This is a genomic window from Actinomadura sp. NEAU-AAG7 (assembly GCF_018603865.1).
GTDB lineage: Bacteria > Actinomycetota > Actinomycetes > Streptosporangiales > Streptosporangiaceae > Spirillospora > Spirillospora litoris.
Genome location: NZ_JAHFZY010000001.1, coordinates 796,185 through 813,227, shown reverse-complemented (window position 1 = coordinate 813,227; position 17,043 = coordinate 796,185). Strand labels below are relative to the sequence as shown.

Here is a 17,043-nt window from a genome sequence, read left to right as displayed (position 1 = left end):
CGGTCACGAACGATTACCGGCTGCGAGGTGATCGCAGGAGAAGTCGCGAGCGACGGCAGCCAGGAAATGTCCGGGCGACCAGCAGGGCCGCGCCGGTCCCCCTCCCGATTCGGTTGGAAGCCCAACACATGATGAATTCCAAACCTGCGGCGACGGCGTTAGCGGGTACCCTCGGCCTGACCGCCCCGACGGCTGCTCCCACGTCCGCGGCACCGGCGCCGGCCATGCCGGAGGGCGCTAGCATCGAGGTGGTCTCCGTCAACGGCTCCGGCTGCGCGAAGGGGTCGGGGACGGTCGTGATGTCCGAGGACAGGACCGGCTTCACCGTCAACCACAGCCGCGATCTCGCCTACGCCGGCAATGACGCGCCGGCGACGGCCTCCCGGAAGAACTGCCAGATCAGCCTCCTGGTCAAAGCCCCGCACGACTACACCTACGCCATCGGCGGCGCCGACTACCGCGGTTTCGCCGGGCTGGAGCGCGGCGCGAGCGTCCGGCTGCGAACGCGCTACTATTTCCAGGGACTACGGGACGATTCGAAGGTCGATCACGCGCTCCAGGGCCCGTATTTCGATGGTTGGCAGTTCACCGACGTGATCTCCACCCCCCACCTCGCCTACAAGGCATGCGGCGAGGATCGCGCCCTTAACATCAACACCGAGCTGCGCGTGGATCCCGGAACCTCGGGCAGCGACAAGATGAGCTTTGTGTCGATGGAATCCACGAGCAGTAGTGCACGCTATGACTTCGCGTGGAAGCGCTGCCCCTGACTCCTGGACCTGGTCCCCTGGCAAATGATCCACAGGTGTTTCGGCTGCCCTCTTTTCGGCCGCCCCCCAGTGGGGCCGGTCGGGCGGCCGTGAGTTCGAGATCGGGCGGCCCCGGACCCGGGTGTTTAAAACAAGTTACGACAGAAACTTTATCGAAAAAGCCGATGTTGACCCCCTTCCGTCCGCGGGAATACCGTGACAAACGATTACCGGCTGCGAGGTGATCACCGGTAAATCCGTAAGCGACAGCAGCTAGGAAATGTCCGGCCGACCAGCAGGGCCGCGCCGGAACCCTCCCCGATTCGCGTGAAAGACCAACACATGATGAATGCAAAACGAACGGCGATCGTGCTGGCAGGCGCACTCGGCCTGGCCGCCCTGACGACTGCTCCCGCGTCCGCCGCCCCGCCCATACCCGACGGCGTCAGTGTTGAGGTGGCGGCCGTCAACGGCTCCGGCTGCCCGCAGGGCACGTCGTCGGTGGTGATCTCCGAGGACAGGACCGCCTTCACCGTCAGCTACAGCGACTACCTCGCCTACGACGGCGGCAACGCGCCACCGGCCGACTCCCGGAAGAACTGCCAGATCAGCCTGCGCGTCAACGCTCCCGACAACTACACCTACGCCATCAGCGGCGTCGAGCACCGCGGCTTCGCCGGGCTGGAGCGCGGGACGAGCGGCCTGCTGCGCACGAACTACTACTTCCAGGGACACCCGGGCAACCAGCTGGTCGATCACGCGCTCAAGGGCCCGTATGTCGACGGCTGGCAGTTCGACGACCAGATCCCCGTCCAGCAGCTCGTCTACAAGCCGTGTGGCGAGTCCCGCAACCTCAACCTCAACACCGAACTGCGCGTGGACGCCGGAAGCTCCGACGGCGACAAGATGAGCTTCCTGTCGATGGACTCCACCCACGGCAGCGCGCGCTACGACTTCGCTTGGAAGCGCTGCCCCTAGCTCCCAGATCGAGACCCTCGGCGAATGGCCGGGGCGACCGGCAAAGGCCGCCCCGGCCTCCCACCCGATTCGCGCGGAAGACAACACATGATGAATGCCAAAAGTACGACGGTCGTGCTGGCAGGCGCCCTCGGCCTGGCCGCCCTGACGACCGCTCCCGCCTCCGCGGCCCCGGCTGCCCCGGAAGGGGTCAGCATCGAGGTCGCCTCCGTCAACGGCTCCGGCTGCCCGCAGGGGACGTCGTCGGTGGTGATCTCCGAAAACAGGACCGCCTTCACCGTCAACTACAGCGAGTACCTCGCCTACGCCGGCGGTGAGGCGCCACCGACGGCCTTCCGGAAGAACTGCCAGATCAACCTGCGCGTCCGCCACCCGGCCAACTACACCTACGGCATCATCGGCGCCGACCATCGCGGCTTCGCGGGGTTGCAGGCCGGGGCCACCGGCCTGGTGCGGACGAGCTACTACTTCCAGGGATCGCCGACGAACCAGGTGGGCGACCACCAGCTCAAGGGTCCCTACGCCGACGACTGGCAGTTCAGCGACAGGTTCTCAGACGTGCGCTACAAGCCGTGTGACGAGGAGCGCAATCTCAACCTCAACACCGAACTGCGGGTGAACGCGGGAGGCTCCGACAGCGACAAGATGAGCTTCCTGTCGATGGACTCCACCCACAGCAGCGCGCGCTACCTCTTCGCGTGGAGGCGCTGCCCCTAGTTCTCAGTGCGAGGCCCCCGGCGAATGGTCGCAGCGACATGGCCGCGCCGGGGGCCCCTCCCGCTTCGTGTGGAAGGCGGAGACATGATGAATGCCGAACGCACAGCGATGGAATCCCTTCGCAGCAGCGCACGCTATCTCATCGCGTGGAAGCGCCGCCCCTAGATTTCAGGTCGAGGCCCCCGGCGAATGCCGGGGGCCTCCCTGTCGGCGGAGCCATTCGTGCATGGCGGAATAGTCGGCCCCGGTGAGCCCTTCCCGGGCGTCGACACGGTGGAGGAGGGCCTTGCCTTCATGGTGGGCGGCAACCCAGGAACGGTCGGCCGGGGTGATCTCGTCATCGACCCACACGAACGGCCGCCCCGCGGCCCAGGCGACAAGCGGCCGGGTCTTCCAGTGCATCCCGCGACGCGCGTCCAACTCGTCCAAGTCGCTGGGCTCGGACAGCTGTGTTCCTATTGGATTCCAACGGGGTTCCAGCGGGGCTGCGCGATCATCTTTGCTGCCTGCGCGGTGCGGGTGGGAAAGGTGAACCCCGACTCTCCTGGGAAATGGCATGGGACGCGTTTCGTCCATGCCGGTGAAGGCGGCCTTGTGTGCGGGCCGCCTTCACTCTTGGTGACGCCCGGTGACGGCGGTTCGGCCCGGTCCCGTTCACCGCGGCGTTGCCTCCCTTCATTGAGCCGTCGCCTTCCTGTGGCGTTCGCGTACGCGTCGCGGGGTGTTCCCCGGCACCTGCTGCTCTGGTGCCCCTCAGTCGCTCCAGAAAGGCACCCCGGCCATGGCTGAACTCGATCGGCGGCGTTTTCTGCAACTGGCAGGCGGGACGGCGGCGCTCTCGGCGCTGCCCGAGAGCATCGCGCGGGCGGAGGCGATCCCCGCGCACCGGCGTACCGGCACCATCCGCGATGTCGAGCACATCGTGGTCCTCATGCAGGAGAACCGGTCCTTCGACCACTATCTCGGCGCGCTGCGCGGGGTTCGGGGCTTCGGCGACCCCCGGCCGGTGACGCTGCCGAACGGCAGGACGGTCTGGCACCAGCCGGACGGCGGCCGGGAGGTGCTGCCCTTCCGCCCGGACGCCGACGACCTCGGGCTCCAGTTCATCCAGGGCCTCAACCACGATTGGACCGGTGGGCACAAGGCGTGGAACCAGGGAAGGTACGACCAGTGGATTCCCGCCAAGGGAACGACCACGATGGCGTATCTGACGCGCAAGGACATCCCGTTCCACTACGCGCTGGCGGACGCGTTCACGGTGTGCGACGCCTACCACTGCTCGTTCATCGGGAACACCGACCCGAACCGCTACTACATGTGGACGGGATACACGGGCAATGACGGCAAGGGCGGCGGCCCCGTCCTCGCCAACGATGAGCGCGGTTATGACTGGACCACCTATCCCGAGCGGCTGGAGCAGGCCGGGGTGTCGTGGAAGGTCTACCAGGACGCGGGCGACGGCCTCGACGCCAAGGGCTCATGGGGTTGGACGAACGATCCGTACATCGGCAACTACGGCGACAATTCGCTGCTCTACTTCAACAGGTACCGCAACGCCGCCCCGGGCGATCCGCTGTTCGAAAAGGCGCGGACTGGCACGAACGCCAAGGCCGGTGACGACCTGTTCCGCATTCTCCGCTCAGATGTCCAGAACGGGAGGCTCCCCCAGATCTCGTGGATCGCGGCGCCCGAAGCCTTCAGCGAGCACCCGAACTGGCCCGTCAACTACGGCGCCTGGTACATCGCGAAGGTGCTGGACGCGCTGACCGCCGATCCGGAGGTGTGGAGCAGGACCGCCCTGCTCGTCACCTACGACGAGAACGACGGCTTCTTCGACCACGTCCCGCCGCCCTATCCGCCCGACTCGCGGGAGCGGGGCGGCTCGACGGCCGACATCACGACGGAGATCTACCCGGGGTCGTCCACGTACGCGCGCGGGCCGTACGGGCTGGGGCAGCGCGTTCCGATGTTCGTGGTGTCGCCGTGGAGCAAGGGCGGCTGGGCGTGCTCGCAGGTGTTCGACCACACGTCCGTCATCCGGTTCATGGAGCGGCGTTTCGGCGTCCGGGAGCCGAATATCTCGCCGTGGCGGCGCGCCATCTGCGGTGACCTCACCTCGGCGTTCGATTTCGCGCGCCCGGACAAGCGGCCCGCGACGCTGCCCGACACCAGCCGTTACGCGCCCAAGGACCACGACCGGCACGAAGACTACGTGCCCAAGCCGCCGGCGAATCCCGCTCTCCCCAAGCAGGAGCCCGGTCTGCGTCCGGCGCGGCCGCTGCCGTACACGCCGTCGGTGGACGGAAAGGCCGCCGGCAACGAGTTCACCCTCCGCTTCTCCTCGGGCAGCGGCGAGGGAATCTGCTACCTGGTGACCTCGGCGAACCGGACGGACGGCCCGTGGAGCTACACCGTCCACAACAGGCGGACGTTGACGGAGACCTGGAGCACCGGCGGCGCCTACGAGTTCTCGGTGTTCGGCCCCAACGGGTTCCTCCGCCGGTATTCGGGCGAGGGCGCCGGGCCCGAGGTGTCGGTGCATCACAGCGGCGGCTCGCTCCGCCTCGTCCTGGTGAACAACGGACGGGCGTCCCGCCGCCTCACGGTCAGCGACGGCTACAACGACCGCTCGGTGAGCTACTCGATCCGGCCGGGCGGGCGCGCCGTCCACCGCGTGCCCCTGCGCCGGACCGGTTCCTGGTACGACGTGTCCGTGACCTGTTCCGGCGACGCGTCCTTCCTGCGGCGGCTGGCCGGTCATGTCGAGCACGGCAGGCCGAGCACCACCGATCCCGGGATCGGCTGAGAAAACCTCCGGCGCGATGTCGCAAACGCGGTGTCCGGTTCGACCTATGTGTGCAGCAACCCTCTGAGAAGGAGCCCATCATGCACGCAGGAACCGCCGCCGCCGTCCGCGACCTCCCCCTCTGGCTGGTCGGAGCCGTCGCGGGCGCCGCGGCCTGCGCCGCCACCGAGGTGTACGGCCTGGCCGCGCGGGTCGCCGGCGTCCCGATGGAGGCCGGGAGCATCGGCGCCTCGACCGCCGACCCGGTCACCGTCGGGATGTTCGCGATGGGCACGGTCATCGGCACCGTCCTCGGCACCGTCCTGGCGCTAATGCTCGCGCGCTACGCGTCCCGTCCGGCCCGGATCTTCGTGGCCGTCACCGTCGCGCTGGCGGCGCTGTCGCTGGTCAGCCCGCTCGCGGCCGGCGACACCGCGGTCTCGACCAAGGTCATGCTCGCGCTCGCGCACGTGCTGGCGGCGGCGATCGTCATCCCGATGATCGCGCGCCGCCTCGCCCGTTCGTGACCGCGCGCCGCAGCAGGCGGGGGCGGACCCTGCCGAGCCCCTGGAGCGGGCGGGGGCGCAGATCCGTCACGTCGTACCCGCCGGACGGGAGCGCCGCCGCCAGCGCGCCGTCGACCAGCACCGTCCCCGCGCGGGCGGTCGCGGTGAGGCGCGCGGCCAGGTTGACCGGCGTGCCGAAGACGTCGCCGAGGCGCTGGATGACCTCGCCGTACGCCATCCCGACACGGACCTTGGGGACCTCGGGGTCGGCGTTGAAGCGCTCGGCGATCCGCAGGCCGATCTCGGCGGCGGCTCCCGGGTCGGACGCGACGAACAGCACCTCGTCGCCGAGGGTCTTGACGACGCGTCCGCCGTGCTCGGCGACGGCCTCGGCGGCCGTGGACTCGAAGCGCTCCACGAACGCGGCCAGCGCGTCGCCGTCCAGGCGGCGGCTGAGCTGGGTGAACGAGACGACGTCGGCGAATCCGACCGAGAGCCAGGCGACGCCCGCGGCGGGGTCGGCGCTCGCCGACGCGGTCGTCGCGGCGGCGCGCATCCCGGCGGCGGCGAGCTGGCGCCGCCAGCCGTGCAGCAGCAGGCGCTCGAACGCCGGGCGCAGCTCGCCCGTGGCGGCGAGCGCGGCGGCGACGTCGGCGGTGGCGGCCTCGCCGAGGCGCTGGAGCCACACGTCCCCGAGCCAGCTCGCGAGCCGTCCCATCGTCTGCCCGACCGCGCGGGCGAGCTGGAGCACCATCTCCTCGTCGATCAGGTCGTCCCGGAGGAGGTCCTTGATCTCGCGGAGCGCGTCGGCGTCGCCGTCGGTGAAGGCCACCTCGTCGTCCGGCGGCGTGGGGAAGCCGAGGGCCTGCCAGATGCGGCGCGCGTAGTCGTCGGACACGCCGCTGAGGCGCTCGACCTCCGCGCGCGTGTGGCGGAGCGGGCCGCCGAGGAGGATCTCCTCGATGTCCTGGGGACGGCCGTCATGTGTCATCAGTCGATGTAACACCAGCGCGCGGGACGATCACCAGCCGCCCCGGCGGATCACAGGATGCTGGCGCCCCACACGACGCTCACGGTCTGCTCGGTGCCCTCGGCGTCCGTGAACGTGAGCGTGCCGCGTCCGGGCAGCCCGATCAGCGTGGTGTGCAGGGTGAGCGTCAGCTCGCTCGTCCCGTCCTTGGGCATGCCGCCCTCCGTCTGCGACAGCGTGATCCGCTCGCTGGAGGAGCCCGCCGTCCAGGTGACCGGGCCGCTCTTGGCCGCGAGCCGCACGGTGGCGGTCTTGGTCCCGTACAGCTCGACCTTCGCGGGGGAGACGAGGAGGTCGCCCGGCCCCTGCTGCGGGGGGTCGGACGAGGGAGGCGGCGTCGGCGAGGGGCCGCCGGGCGCCGTCGACTCCTGCCCCTCCGTCCCCTGCCGGAGGGTCGGCGACCCCGCGCCCGGACCCGGCACGACGGGCGCCGCCTGCCCCTGCCCCTGCCCCTGCCCCTGCCGCTTCGGCTCGCGCGGGTCCCGGCCGGGGCTCGGGCCGCTCGACGGGACCTGGTGGGTGATGGACGGCTGCGGACGCGTCCGCAGCGGCGGCCACGACAGCGGGTCGCCGCCGAGGCCCGGCCCCATGACGAACACGGCCACGAGCGCGGCGACCAGCGCGCCCGCCATCCCGCCGCCGGTGATCAGCCACTTGCGGGTGAACGGGGAGGGCACGTCCGGCTGGCTCGGCAGCCCCTCGGGCGTGAGCGTGCCGCCGCGCGCGGCGATGTCCGCGCGGTATCCGGCCAGCTCGGGGTCGGTGGCGGTGTGCATGACGCGGTGCCGGAGCGCCGCCGGGAGCACCGGCGCGGGCGCCCTGCCGAGCAGCGCGGCGGCCCGCACCTGCGCGCGCCTGCGGCAGTCCGGGCACTGAGCGATGTGCGCGTCGAGCACCGGGTCGCCGGACGACTCGGGGATCTCGCCGCGCCGGTGGGCGGTCCGCCAGAGCGCGCCGGACCGCGGGCCGCGGCGGTGGGGGACGGGTTCGCGTAGGGCGGGGGCGGCGTCCGTGCCACCGGCGGCACAGGCGGCGACGGCGTTGTGCAGCTCGTCGGCGACCGCGGCCTCCAGCGCGTCCCCGCCCCGCCGGATCCGCAGCGCCGCCCGCCGGGTGGACAGGCCGAGCGCGGCCCCCAGCCTGGTCGGACGCAGGCCATGCCGGAAGGCCAGCACCACCACCTCCTGGTCGACCGGCTCCAGCCGCGCCATGCCCGCGCGGAGCAGCTCGTGCAGCTCCTCCGACGGCGGCCACTCGTCGTCGGGCTCGCCGGTGCCCGCGCGGTCCATGAACGGGGCGTCGGGGAACTCGGCGTCCGGGTCCCAGTACGGCTCCTCCGCGCGTCCCTCGCGAAGGCACCGGCGCCGGGACGCGCCGTACAGCCACGAACTCAGATGCAGGTGGTCGCGCATGCGCGGCGCGCGGCGGCAGGCGTCGATGAAGGTGTCGTGGACGATGCCCGACGCGGCCTTCTCGTCCCCCGTCATCGACAACGCGTAGTCGTAGAGGCGCTCCCCGTACTCGTCATAGAGCGCGGCGAGAGCGGCCTCGTCGCCTTCGTTCAGCCCTTTGACCAACCTGCGGTCGGCCACGGGCTCGGAGGGGGACACCCTGGGCATTCACGCTCCCGGCAACGGCGTGGAAGTCCGCCCCAGTGGGGTCGTCCGGACACTCGGCCCACCCTGCATACACCCGACCACCCCTTAACCACCACAAGATCGCCAAAATCGACATGGACGATGACAGCGGGATCAATCCCCGCCCCACAGCGTGACCGTTCAACCAACGCACCGGCGAGCCCCGCGGCGCCCACCCGGACGCGCGCGGGGGTCAGCCGACGGTGTCGTCGTTGCGCAGGCGGGTCATCGCCCGGGAGACCGTGCTCTTCACCGTTCCCACGCTGACGCCGAGGATTTTGGCGATCTCGGTCTCGGACATGTCCTCGTAGTAGCGGAGCATGACGGCGAGGCGCTGGCGTTCGGGGAGGCGGCGGAGGGCGCGGGTCAGGACGTCGTGGAGTTCGCTGCGGCGGGTGTGGTCGTCCACGGGGCGGTCGGGGAGTTCGTCGGTGGGATAGATCTCCAGTTTGCGGCGGCGCCACCAGGAGATCTGCGTGTTGACCATGGCGCGGCGGACGTAGCCGTCGACGGCGGCGCGGTCGTTGATGCGGTCCCAGGCGAGGTAGGTCTTGGCGAGGGCGGCCTGGACGAGGTCCTCGGCCTCGGCGCGGTCGCTGGTCAACTGGGACGCGGCGCGCAGGAGCGCGGGGCCTCGGTCGGCCATGTACTCGCGGAACTCCTCGTGGCGCGTCCTGTTCACGTCATCACCGAGCCAGGGGTTGTGGAGCGGCGCCCCGCCGGACCTTTCTGGATCTTGACTGCGCGTGCTTCCGGTACAGTTGACGATCTCAGCCCGAGCGTAATTGTGGGCCTACTAAAACCATAATTTCGGGTCAACCAGTGCATAATTTACAACCGACGTCTATGCATCGTCCCCCGCCGAACGACTTATCGCGACAAATCCGTCGACTGCGAGGTCACGGCGCGTGAAGCTTGACTCGCCGTCCTAACTACCGTGACCGAGTCAAGATCGATGCCGGAGTCCCCGCCATGCCGCTACCCCGCCCTCGTGGAGCAAGGCGCCGCCGACACCGTGAGGCCGTGTTCGGAGGGGCCCCCGCCCTCCGCTCCGGCCTGCCGGAGAGATCGGATCCCGCGCTGGAGGTCACCACCGGGATGATCTTGGACGCGAGCCCGCACCTGCTCGTGCTGCGCACCGCCGACGGCGAGGCGCGGCTCCCGATGACCGATGCCACCAGGATCTGGCATGGCGGGCGCGGGGGCCTCGCCGCGCTGCGTCCGGGACGCGAGGTGATCGTGCGGCCGAAGGCCGACGGGCTCGGCGCCGACCGGGTGTGGGTGGACATCGCGCGGGTGACCGGCACGATCCTGGCATGCGGGGACGACACCGTGGACGTCGACATGGGCCCCCATCGCGGACGCGCGCACGTGGTGATCCCCCCGCATGCCCTCGGACGGGTGCTGGTCCGGCATCCCCGGCTGGAGCCCGGCTACCTGATCGACGTGGTGTGCGTGCGGTCCGCCGGAGGACCGCAGGCGGTGCGTCCCGGTACCTCCCAGCCGGGGTACCGTGCCGACGATCTCGCCTCGCCCGAGGCGTCCACGCCCGTCCCGGACGTGCTGCACGGGACGGCGACCTGGTTCGGCGACGTGGCCACCCGCGGCGGCACCTGGCCCGACGCCGGGCAGAGGGGGTCCGACGTCGGCCAGGTGCCGGGGGGCTTCGGGGCCGCCTATCCGGCGGTCGATCCCGAGGGGGACGGCGGCGGGTGCCCGGACGCGCCGTCCGGGTGTGTGGCGCTCCCCTACCTCTCGCTCGGCAGCGAGGTCACGGTCCACAACGAGTGCGGCGGACGGACCGCCACGGTGCCCGTCGTGGAGTGCGGCTGCGTGGCCGCCCGGTACTGCGACCGGTGCGTGGAGTGCGGGACGTCGCCGCGCGGGCGCATCGCCGAGCTGACCCCGGCCGCGTTCGTCGCCCTCGGCGGCGACCTGGAGGCGGGCTGCTTCAACGCGGTCGTGCGGCCCCACGTCCCGGCGGCGACCGCGGCCTCGGCCGAGGGGAGGGCGCGGTAATGGTGACCTCGATCCAGAACACGCAGGTCCTGCTGCTGGCGACCGTGCTGCTGGCCGCCTGCCTGGCCAAGCTGATGATCCGCGAACGCGCGCTGGACGTCCCCGACCACGTGCACGGGGTCCCGGTGCCCGCCGGGCTGACGGCGCTGCGCCGCAGCCGGGGGCTGAACGTGGGCCTCGGGCTCGGCGAGGGCCTGCTCGGCCTCGCGCTGCTGGTGACCTCGCACGTGTCGGTGCGGCTGGCGACGACGGTCGCGTTCGCCGCGGCGACCTGGGTGGTCGGCGAACTCCGGGCGCACCGGCCGGACGCGGGGTGCGGCTGCTTCGGCGGGCTGAGCGGCAAGCGGGTCGGTGTGCGCACCGTCCTGCGGGCCGTGCTGTTCACCGCCGCCGCCGTCGCCTCGCTCGGCGCGCCGCTCGCGGGGCTCCAGGTGCTGCGCGACGTCCAGGCGCAGGTCGGGGTCGTGCTGCTGGCGGAGCTGGCGCTGTTCGCGGCGCTGTCCCCCGAGCTGTCGGCGCTGCTGGAGCGGGGCGGGTTCGCGCCGGGGCGGGGCCGGCCGCCGATGCCGTGCGAGCGGCGGCGCAGCCCGATCGCCGAGACGTACGCGACGCTCTATGAGAGCGGGGCGTGGGCCGAGCACGAGAACCTGGTCTCCAGCGCCCTGCCGCTGGACGTGTGGCGCGAGGGCTGCTGGCGGTTCGTCGTCTTCCCGGCCCGGGTGGACGGGCGCGACACGGAGATCGTGTTCGCCGTGTCCACCGGCGAGCGCGACCGGGTCGTCCTGTCGGCGTTCGCGCAGCCCGAGGAGGCGGGCGCGGGCCCGCTGTCCGCGGTTCTCTAGCCGTTTCTTGGACACGTCCAAGAAACGGCTAGAGAACGCTCGTCACCAATCCTCGTCCTCGGCGCGGATGCCGTCGTCACCGTGGGGCGGCTCGTCGTCGCGGGACGCGAGGCGGCCGTCGCCCATCGTGTCCTCGTCGCCCATGCTGCCCACGGAGTACGACATCGCGTCCCCGGTCGAGTACTCGTCGTCCGGGTCCTTGTTTCGGTACTTGTACTGGTCAATGGTCATGTTTCCCCCCGCGTCACCTACGCCATACCCACCTGGCCCGGCACGACGCCCCACCGGGGTCTGCTGCTCTATAAGCCTTGCTAGTAAAAACGCTAGAAATACTTAGAAAGGCCCAGAGGCATGCCAAGGAGAATCTACGACTATCTACGTCCAGAGCTAGAGAGTCGAATATTCACCGGACGCGCGAGCGTCGATGCGACTTTCTACGGCCTTCTAGCCGGTCGTCTAGAGGGCTGTAGAGAGCGGTAGGGCTAGGCGGGCTGGGAGCGGAGGAACTTGCCGAAGTGCGGCACCGTGAACGCGACCATGCCGCGCTCGGCGCTGTAGATGAGCCCCTTCTTGATCAGGCCGTCGCGGGCGGGGGAAAGGCTGGACGGTTTGCGGCCGAGCTCGTCGGCCACGGCGGCGGTGGGCACGGGGTCGTCGCCGAGCCCGGCCATCGCGCGCATGTAGTCGCGCTCGGCCGGGGTCGCGCGCTCGTAGCGGCTGCCGAAGAAGCCGACCGCCAGCTCGCTCTCGGCCTCCGGGGCCGCGACCTTGATGTCGTCGGCGGTGATCGGGGTGTCGGGCGCGACGTCCCAGACGACCTTGGCGTAGGCCTGCACGAAGTAGGGGTAGCCGTCGGCGGCGCCGTACAGCGCGTCGAGGGCGTCCTCGGTGAAGGTGACCTCCTCGCGCTCGGCCGGGGCCAGCAGCGCGACGTCGGCCGACTCGCGGTCGAGCCGGTCGATGCGGGCGTAGCGGAACAGCCGCTCGGAGTAGGACTTGCTCGCCGACAGGACGGCCGGCAGGTGCGGCAGCCCCGCGCCGACCACGATCAGCGGGCCGCCGACCTGCGACAGCTCGTGGCAGGCGGCGCACAGCGCGGAGACGTCGTCGGCGGGGATGTCCTGCATCTCGTCGACGAACAGGGCGATCCCGACGCCGACGTCGGTGGCGACGGACGCGGCGTCCACGAACAGCTCGGTGAGGTCGATCTCCAGGTCGCCGGAGTCGGCCCGGCCGCGCGAGGCGGGGACGTCGATGCCCGGCTGCCAGCGGTGCACCCGGGCCTTCGACCTGCCCGACGGCTCGGGCCCCGCCTGCGCGAACGCCTTCAGCACGCCGAGGAACCCCTCGATACGGTCGGGCGCGCGGTGCCGGGGCGCGAGCTCGCGGACGGCCATGTGCAGCGCGGAGGCGACCGGCCGCCGGATCGACTGGTCGGGCCGGGCCTCGATCTTGCCCGTCCCCCACAGCCGCTGGATCGCCATCGACCGGAACGCGTTGAGCAGGACGGTCTTGCCGACCCCGCGCAGCCCGGTGATGATCATGCTGCGCTCGGGCCGGCCGCGGGCCACCCGTTCGAGCACGACCTCGAACTGCTTCAGCTCGCGGTCGCGTCCGGCCAGCTCCGGGGGTCGCTGCCCGGCTCCGGGGGCGTAGGGATTGCGCACGGGGTCCACGCTCTCGGACTCTATGAGGCGATATAGCTGCGGCCGTAGATTTGCGTAGAAACCGCTGCGGCGTGTCGCGTGCGGCTCCTGCCGCCGGCACCGCGCCGTGGCCACCGTCGCCACCATGCCGCCTCCCGGGCGAACGCGCTGAGATCGAGCAAGTCGAATCTCTGTTCGACCATTCGAACACAGTAGCGCACGCCCGCCCGGTCCGTCAGCCGGACTCCGGTCACGGCGCGAGCGGCTCGTCCTCGGAGGAGCGGTGCGGGATCGCCTCGGCCGGGATCGTCCCCATCCGTCCGGCCTGGAAGTCCTCGAACGCCTGGACGATCTCCTCGCGGGTGTTCATGACGAACGGCCCGTAGCGGGCGATCGGCTCCCGGATGGGCAGGCCGCCGAGGACGAGGATCTCCCAGCCGTTCGCGCTCGCCTGGGGCTGCTCGGCGGCGGCGCGGACGACCAGCCCGTCCTCCGAGCCCTGGTGGTGGGAGCCCCCGAAGATCGCGAGCTGGCCCTCGTCCACCGGCGCCTCCTCGACACCGGCCGTGCCGCGCCCGGACAGGACGTACACCAGCGCGTTGAACTCGCGCGGCCACGGAAGCGTCAGGCGGCCGCCCGGGGCGACGGTCGCGTGCAGGTAGTTGATCGGCGTGTAGGTCACGCCAGGCCCGTCGAACCCCGCGAGCGAGCCCGCGATGATCCGGACGAGGGACGAGCCGTCGTCGGCCGCGAGCAGCCGGACGTCGCGCGCCTTGATGTCCTGGTAGCGCGGCGGGACCCACTTCTGCGAGCGGGGCAGGTTGACCCACAGCTGGACGCCGTGGAACAGGCCGCCCTTGGCGACGAGGTCCGGCGGCGGCTGCTCGATGTGCTGGATCCCGGACGCGGCGGTCATCCACTGCGTGGCGCCGTCGGCGATCAGGCCGCCGCCCCCGGTGGTGTCCTGGTGCTGGAACGCGCCGTCGATGATGTAGGTGACGGTCTCGAACCCCCGGTGCGGATGCCACGGGGTGCCCTTGGCCTCACCGGGCGCGTACTCGACGGCGCCCATGTGGTCCAGGAGCAGGAACGGGTCGGCGAGGGACAGGTCGATCCCCGGGAACGGGCGGCGGACCTGGAAGCCCTCCCCTTCCACGTGGCGCTTGGCGGTCACGACCTTGGCGACGCGGCGCCAGCCGGTGCCCTCCTCGGGGAGTCGGGGCAGGCGGGGCAGGGTCAGCGGGTCGGCCATCACGGCGGGCATGGGGTGCCTCCCATCGGTTCCGTGCCGTCCTCGCGGGCGGCTCGACCGCTCCGGGGCGGAGCGTTCATCCGTCCCCAACCTAGTTGATGGTTCAACTATTTCCGGAGCAGGGCGCCGGTTGCGGTAGCGTCGTCGGCACGGGGATCCCGCCACGATCCGTGAGCAAACTAGTTGAAGCTTCAACTTTTATCGTATAGTGGACCCCATGAGCGAACCACGCTGGCTCGATGCCACCCAGCAGCGCGATTGGCGGGCCTACGTGGACGGCAGCGTCCGGCTCACCGAGATCATGGACCGCGACCTCAAGGCCAAGCACGGGCTGTCGGTCTCCGAGTACGAGATCCTCGTCCGGCTGTCGGAGGCCCCCGAGCGGCGGCTGCGGATGGCCGAACTCGCCGCCAACGCCAGCCAGTCGCGCAGCCGGCTCTCCCACACCTGCTCGCGGCTGGAGTCCAAGGGCCTGGTCAGGCGCGACAGCTGCCCGAGCGACAAGCGCGGCGTCATCGCCGTGCTGACGGCCGAGGGCTTCGCGGCCCTCGAACGGGCCGCGCGCGACCACGTGGAGACCGTCCGGAACCACTTCATCGACGTGATCGAGCCGGACGACCTGGAGGCCATCGGGCGCGCGTTCACCGCCGTCCTGAAGAAGATGACCGGCGGCGCCTGACCGCCGCGACGATCACAGCGCGAGGATCACAGCGCGACGATCACAGCGGGACGCTGAGGCCGGTCAGGAAGCCGACCGAGACCAGCGTCAGGAACACCCACGCGATCATCATCCCGAGACCGAACGCGCGCCACCGCCCGCCGACCTTCACCACCAGCAGCCCGCCGAGCCCGAACGCGAGGACGAGCAGCGTCACGAACTGCGGCGCGAGGCTCTGCCGACGGCTCATCATCAGCGGCGCCCACATCATCAGCGCGTCCACGAACGTGAAGATGCCGAAACCCGCCGCCAGCGCGCCGACGTCGCGGCCGACGAACTCCCGGGTGCGCTCCGCGAGGTCCTGCGCCCGCTCGGAACTCAGCCGCAGGCGCGGCTGCCCCTGCGCCGCCTGCTCGACCTCCACGCTGTGCGCCACGGCGAAGATGTCGTCTTCGAGGCTCGGGAGGTCGCTCCCGTCCGAATCCGCCATGCCCGCTCCCCTAGGCCGGTGGTCGTCGCCGGATGACATGCCCGGCGTACGGACGAGTTCACGGCGCGTCCGCCCCGGCCCCGTCTCGGCGGAAACGCCCTCCCTCGAACGGTAGCGAATCAAGGGTCCGACGCGAAGGGCACCCGACGTGCGATCCTGCGAACATGCCAGGCAGAGGGCCCCTTCGCAGCATCGCGTTCGCCGCCGTGTTCCTGACCGCGTCGTCCGCCGCGACCGGTTGCGGACGGGGATCGGACGAGTCCCACGAGAGCGGGTCGCCGAGCCCGTCCAGCCCGCCGGGGACGGCGGCCTCCCCGTCCCCGACCCCGACCGCGTTCAGCGCGCGGGTCAAGCGGGTCACGGCCCGCGACCTGAAGTACTCCTGGCGCAAGGGCTGCCCGGTCGCCCCGTCCGGGTTGCGGATGATCGAGATGACCTATTGGGGCATGGACCGCAAACCCCATCCGGACGGGAGGCTCGTCGTCAACGCCAAGGCGTCGGGCGACCTCGTCAAGGTGTTCAGGAAGCTGTACGGCATGCGCTACCCGATCAGGCGGATGGAGCCCGTCGACGTCTACAAGGGCAGCGACTTCGACTCGATCGAGGCGGGCAACACCTCGGCGTTCAACTGCCGCAACGCGACCGGCTCGACCTCGTTCTCCCAGCACGCCTACGGCCTCGCCGTCGACCTCAACACCTGCGAGAACCCCTACGTCTACGCCGACGGGCACGTCGCGCACAAGGACTGCCGCAAGTACCGGAACCGCAGGAACGACGACCCGGGCGTCATCCACGCGGGCGACAGGGTCGTCAAGGCGTTCGCGTCGATCGGCTGGGGCTGGGGCGGCGAGTGGAGCGGCGCCAAGGACTACCAGCACTTCTCCAGCTCGGGCCGCTGAGGGTCCGCTGAGGGGTCCGCTGAAGGATCACAGCATCAGCAGGGCGGCCACGGCGATCGCGACGACGGCCACCACGGCGACGGCCCCGATGATGAGGCCCATGTTCGGGCCCGAGGACTTCTCGGCCTGGCCCCGGTTCTGGAAGTTCTGGAACTGGTGGGTGGTACCGGCCGGATCGTTCGGTGTCTGCGCCATGCCGAAGAGGGTAACGGACGACTCCGTACGGATTCGTGGCGATTCGTCCGACCGGCACGTCACGGGCGGCGATCCGTTCGGCGGAGAGTGTGGGATTCGAACCCACGAGGACTGTCCCCAGCCCTGGGCGCTTTCAAGGCGCCTGCACTAGTCCACTATGCGAACTCTCCAGGTGACCACCGCCCACGATAGCGGTCCCCGACACCCGCCATCGACCGCATAACGGGTGTTCATACGAGGTGTGACGCAGGGTCAGGCGTCCCCGGCCGGGACGGCGTAGCCGGGGATCGACGGCCAGCGGACGGTCATGACCACCGACTCCTCCTCGGCGTGCCAGGAGTGGTCGACGCCGCGTCCCCACACGACGTAGTCGCCCTGCTCGCTGAGCACGACGTCGCGGCCCGGGAACCGCATCCGGAACCGTCCGCTGATCAGGACGAGCAGCGCGGTGCGCTTCTCACCGCTCGTCCAGCGGGCGCGGGCCTCGCCCTTCGGGTGCACGCCCCACTTGACCTCGACCTCGTCGCTGTTGCGCGGGTCGCCGGACGGCTTGAAGTGCCCGAGCAGCCAGCCCCGGTCGGCGGCCGCGTCGACGGCCGCCCTGCCCACGTACACGCCGTCCTCGTCCGCCACGGGCGTG

Annotated in this window: 19 protein-coding genes and 1 tRNA gene; 9 read left to right on the top strand and 11 right to left on the bottom strand. The window is 70.9% G+C overall.

From position 1 onward, the window contains the following. Positions 1-128 precede the first annotated feature (128 nt). The 3 genes from KLI87_RS03825 to KLI87_RS03815 all read left to right on the top strand — a co-directional run bounded on the left by KLI87_RS03825 (position 129) and on the right by KLI87_RS03815 (position 2,444). Positions 129-770: a DUF4360 domain-containing protein gene (locus KLI87_RS03825; RefSeq protein WP_214615837.1), complete on the top strand. Its 642-nt coding sequence runs from the start codon at positions 129-131 to the stop codon at positions 768-770. Positions 771-1,118: 348 nt separating this feature from the next. Beyond that, positions 1,119-1,727, top strand: a complete 609-nt coding sequence (locus KLI87_RS03820) for a DUF4360 domain-containing protein (protein ID WP_308165840.1) — start codon at positions 1,119-1,121, stop codon at positions 1,725-1,727. An 87-nt stretch (positions 1,728-1,814) separates the two neighbouring features. Then, positions 1,815-2,444, top strand: coding sequence for a DUF4360 domain-containing protein (locus tag KLI87_RS03815; protein ID WP_246250790.1), 630 nt, complete (start codon positions 1,815-1,817; stop codon positions 2,442-2,444). Between the two features lie 168 nt (positions 2,445-2,612). On the opposite strand, the gene KLI87_RS03810 is transcribed toward KLI87_RS03815, so the two are convergent. After that, a complete protein-coding gene (locus tag KLI87_RS03810) occupies positions 2,613-2,873 on the bottom strand; it encodes a hypothetical protein (protein WP_214615836.1) in 261 nt (86 codons plus the stop codon). Positions 2,874-3,225: 352 nt separating this feature from the next. On the opposite strand from KLI87_RS03810, the gene KLI87_RS03805 reads away from it, so the two are divergent. Continuing rightward, positions 3,226-5,250 (top strand): phosphocholine-specific phospholipase C, encoded by a 2,025-nt coding sequence (locus tag KLI87_RS03805; RefSeq protein WP_214615835.1) that lies wholly within the window; start codon positions 3,226-3,228, stop codon positions 5,248-5,250. 80 nt (positions 5,251-5,330) lie between these two features. Continuing rightward, positions 5,331-5,756 carry a DUF6069 family protein gene (locus KLI87_RS03800; protein WP_214615834.1) on the top strand — a complete coding sequence of 142 codons (426 nt, stop codon included), beginning with the start codon at positions 5,331-5,333 and terminating at the stop codon, positions 5,754-5,756. Here KLI87_RS03800 and KLI87_RS03795 read toward each other — a convergent pair. The 3 genes from KLI87_RS03795 to KLI87_RS03785 all read right to left on the bottom strand — a co-directional run bounded on the left by KLI87_RS03795 (position 5,719) and on the right by KLI87_RS03785 (position 9,084). Then, complete coding sequence (locus KLI87_RS03795; RefSeq protein ID WP_156220294.1) at positions 5,719-6,726, bottom strand: adenylate/guanylate cyclase domain-containing protein; 1,008 nt, start codon at positions 6,724-6,726, stop codon at positions 5,719-5,721. The genes KLI87_RS03800 and KLI87_RS03795 overlap by 38 nt on opposite strands. 50 nt (positions 6,727-6,776) lie before the next feature. Next, a complete protein-coding gene (locus tag KLI87_RS03790; protein ID WP_214615833.1) occupies positions 6,777-8,384 on the bottom strand; it encodes an RNA polymerase sigma factor in 1,608 nt (535 codons plus the stop codon). Positions 8,385-8,595: 211 nt separating this feature from the next. Beyond that, positions 8,596-9,084, bottom strand: a complete 489-nt coding sequence (locus KLI87_RS03785; RefSeq protein WP_214615832.1) for a SigE family RNA polymerase sigma factor — start codon at positions 9,082-9,084, stop codon at positions 8,596-8,598. Between the two features lie 341 nt (positions 9,085-9,425). On the opposite strand from KLI87_RS03785, the gene KLI87_RS03780 reads away from it, so the two are divergent. Beyond that, on the top strand, positions 9,426-10,421 hold the full coding sequence (locus KLI87_RS03780; RefSeq protein ID WP_308165839.1) for a hypothetical protein: 996 nt from the start codon (positions 9,426-9,428) through the stop codon (positions 10,419-10,421). Continuing rightward, complete coding sequence (locus KLI87_RS03775; protein ID WP_156220297.1) at positions 10,421-11,263, top strand: MauE/DoxX family redox-associated membrane protein; 843 nt, start codon at positions 10,421-10,423, stop codon at positions 11,261-11,263. The genes KLI87_RS03780 and KLI87_RS03775 overlap by 1 nt, the downstream gene beginning before the upstream one ends. Before the next feature lie 42 nt (positions 11,264-11,305). Here the strand turns inward: KLI87_RS03775 and KLI87_RS03770 are convergent, their stop codons facing one another. From KLI87_RS03770 to KLI87_RS03760, 3 genes are all read right to left on the bottom strand, one after another. Beyond that, positions 11,306-11,494, bottom strand: coding sequence for a hypothetical protein (locus KLI87_RS03770; protein WP_156220298.1), 189 nt, complete (start codon positions 11,492-11,494; stop codon positions 11,306-11,308). Between the two features lie 251 nt (positions 11,495-11,745). After that, entirely contained in the window at positions 11,746-12,939 is a 1,194-nt protein-coding gene (locus tag KLI87_RS03765) for an ATP-binding protein (protein WP_214615830.1), read from the bottom strand. Positions 12,940-13,159: 220 nt separating this feature from the next. Further along, a complete protein-coding gene (locus tag KLI87_RS03760) occupies positions 13,160-14,173 on the bottom strand; it encodes a pirin family protein (RefSeq protein ID WP_214615829.1) in 1,014 nt (337 codons plus the stop codon). Positions 14,174-14,378: 205 nt separating this feature from the next. Between KLI87_RS03760 and KLI87_RS03755 the strand changes: the two genes are divergently transcribed. Continuing rightward, on the top strand, positions 14,379-14,840 hold the full coding sequence (locus KLI87_RS03755; protein ID WP_156220300.1) for a MarR family winged helix-turn-helix transcriptional regulator: 462 nt from the start codon (positions 14,379-14,381) through the stop codon (positions 14,838-14,840). A gap of 40 nt (positions 14,841-14,880) precedes the next feature. On the opposite strand, the gene KLI87_RS03750 is transcribed toward KLI87_RS03755, so the two are convergent. Then, positions 14,881-15,309: a hypothetical protein gene (locus KLI87_RS03750; RefSeq protein ID WP_156220301.1), complete on the bottom strand. Its 429-nt coding sequence runs from the start codon at positions 15,307-15,309 to the stop codon at positions 14,881-14,883. Positions 15,310-15,473: 164 nt separating this feature from the next. Here KLI87_RS03750 and KLI87_RS03745 point away from each other — a divergent pair, with 164 nt between their 5' ends. Beyond that, positions 15,474-16,208, top strand: coding sequence for a M15 family metallopeptidase (locus KLI87_RS03745; RefSeq protein ID WP_214615828.1), 735 nt, complete (start codon positions 15,474-15,476; stop codon positions 16,206-16,208). Positions 16,209-16,235: 27 nt separating this feature from the next. Here KLI87_RS03745 and KLI87_RS03740 read toward each other — a convergent pair whose 3' ends face one another. From KLI87_RS03740 to KLI87_RS03730, 3 genes are all read right to left on the bottom strand, one after another. Next, positions 16,236-16,403: a hypothetical protein gene (locus tag KLI87_RS03740; RefSeq protein ID WP_173390943.1), complete on the bottom strand. Its 168-nt coding sequence runs from the start codon at positions 16,401-16,403 to the stop codon at positions 16,236-16,238. Between the two features lie 81 nt (positions 16,404-16,484). Continuing rightward, positions 16,485-16,573, bottom strand: a tRNA-Ser gene (locus KLI87_RS03735). 82 nt (positions 16,574-16,655) lie between these two features. Next, complete coding sequence (locus KLI87_RS03730) at positions 16,656-17,036, bottom strand: signal peptidase I (RefSeq protein WP_242882726.1); 381 nt, start codon at positions 17,034-17,036, stop codon at positions 16,656-16,658. Positions 17,037-17,043 lie beyond the last annotated feature (7 nt).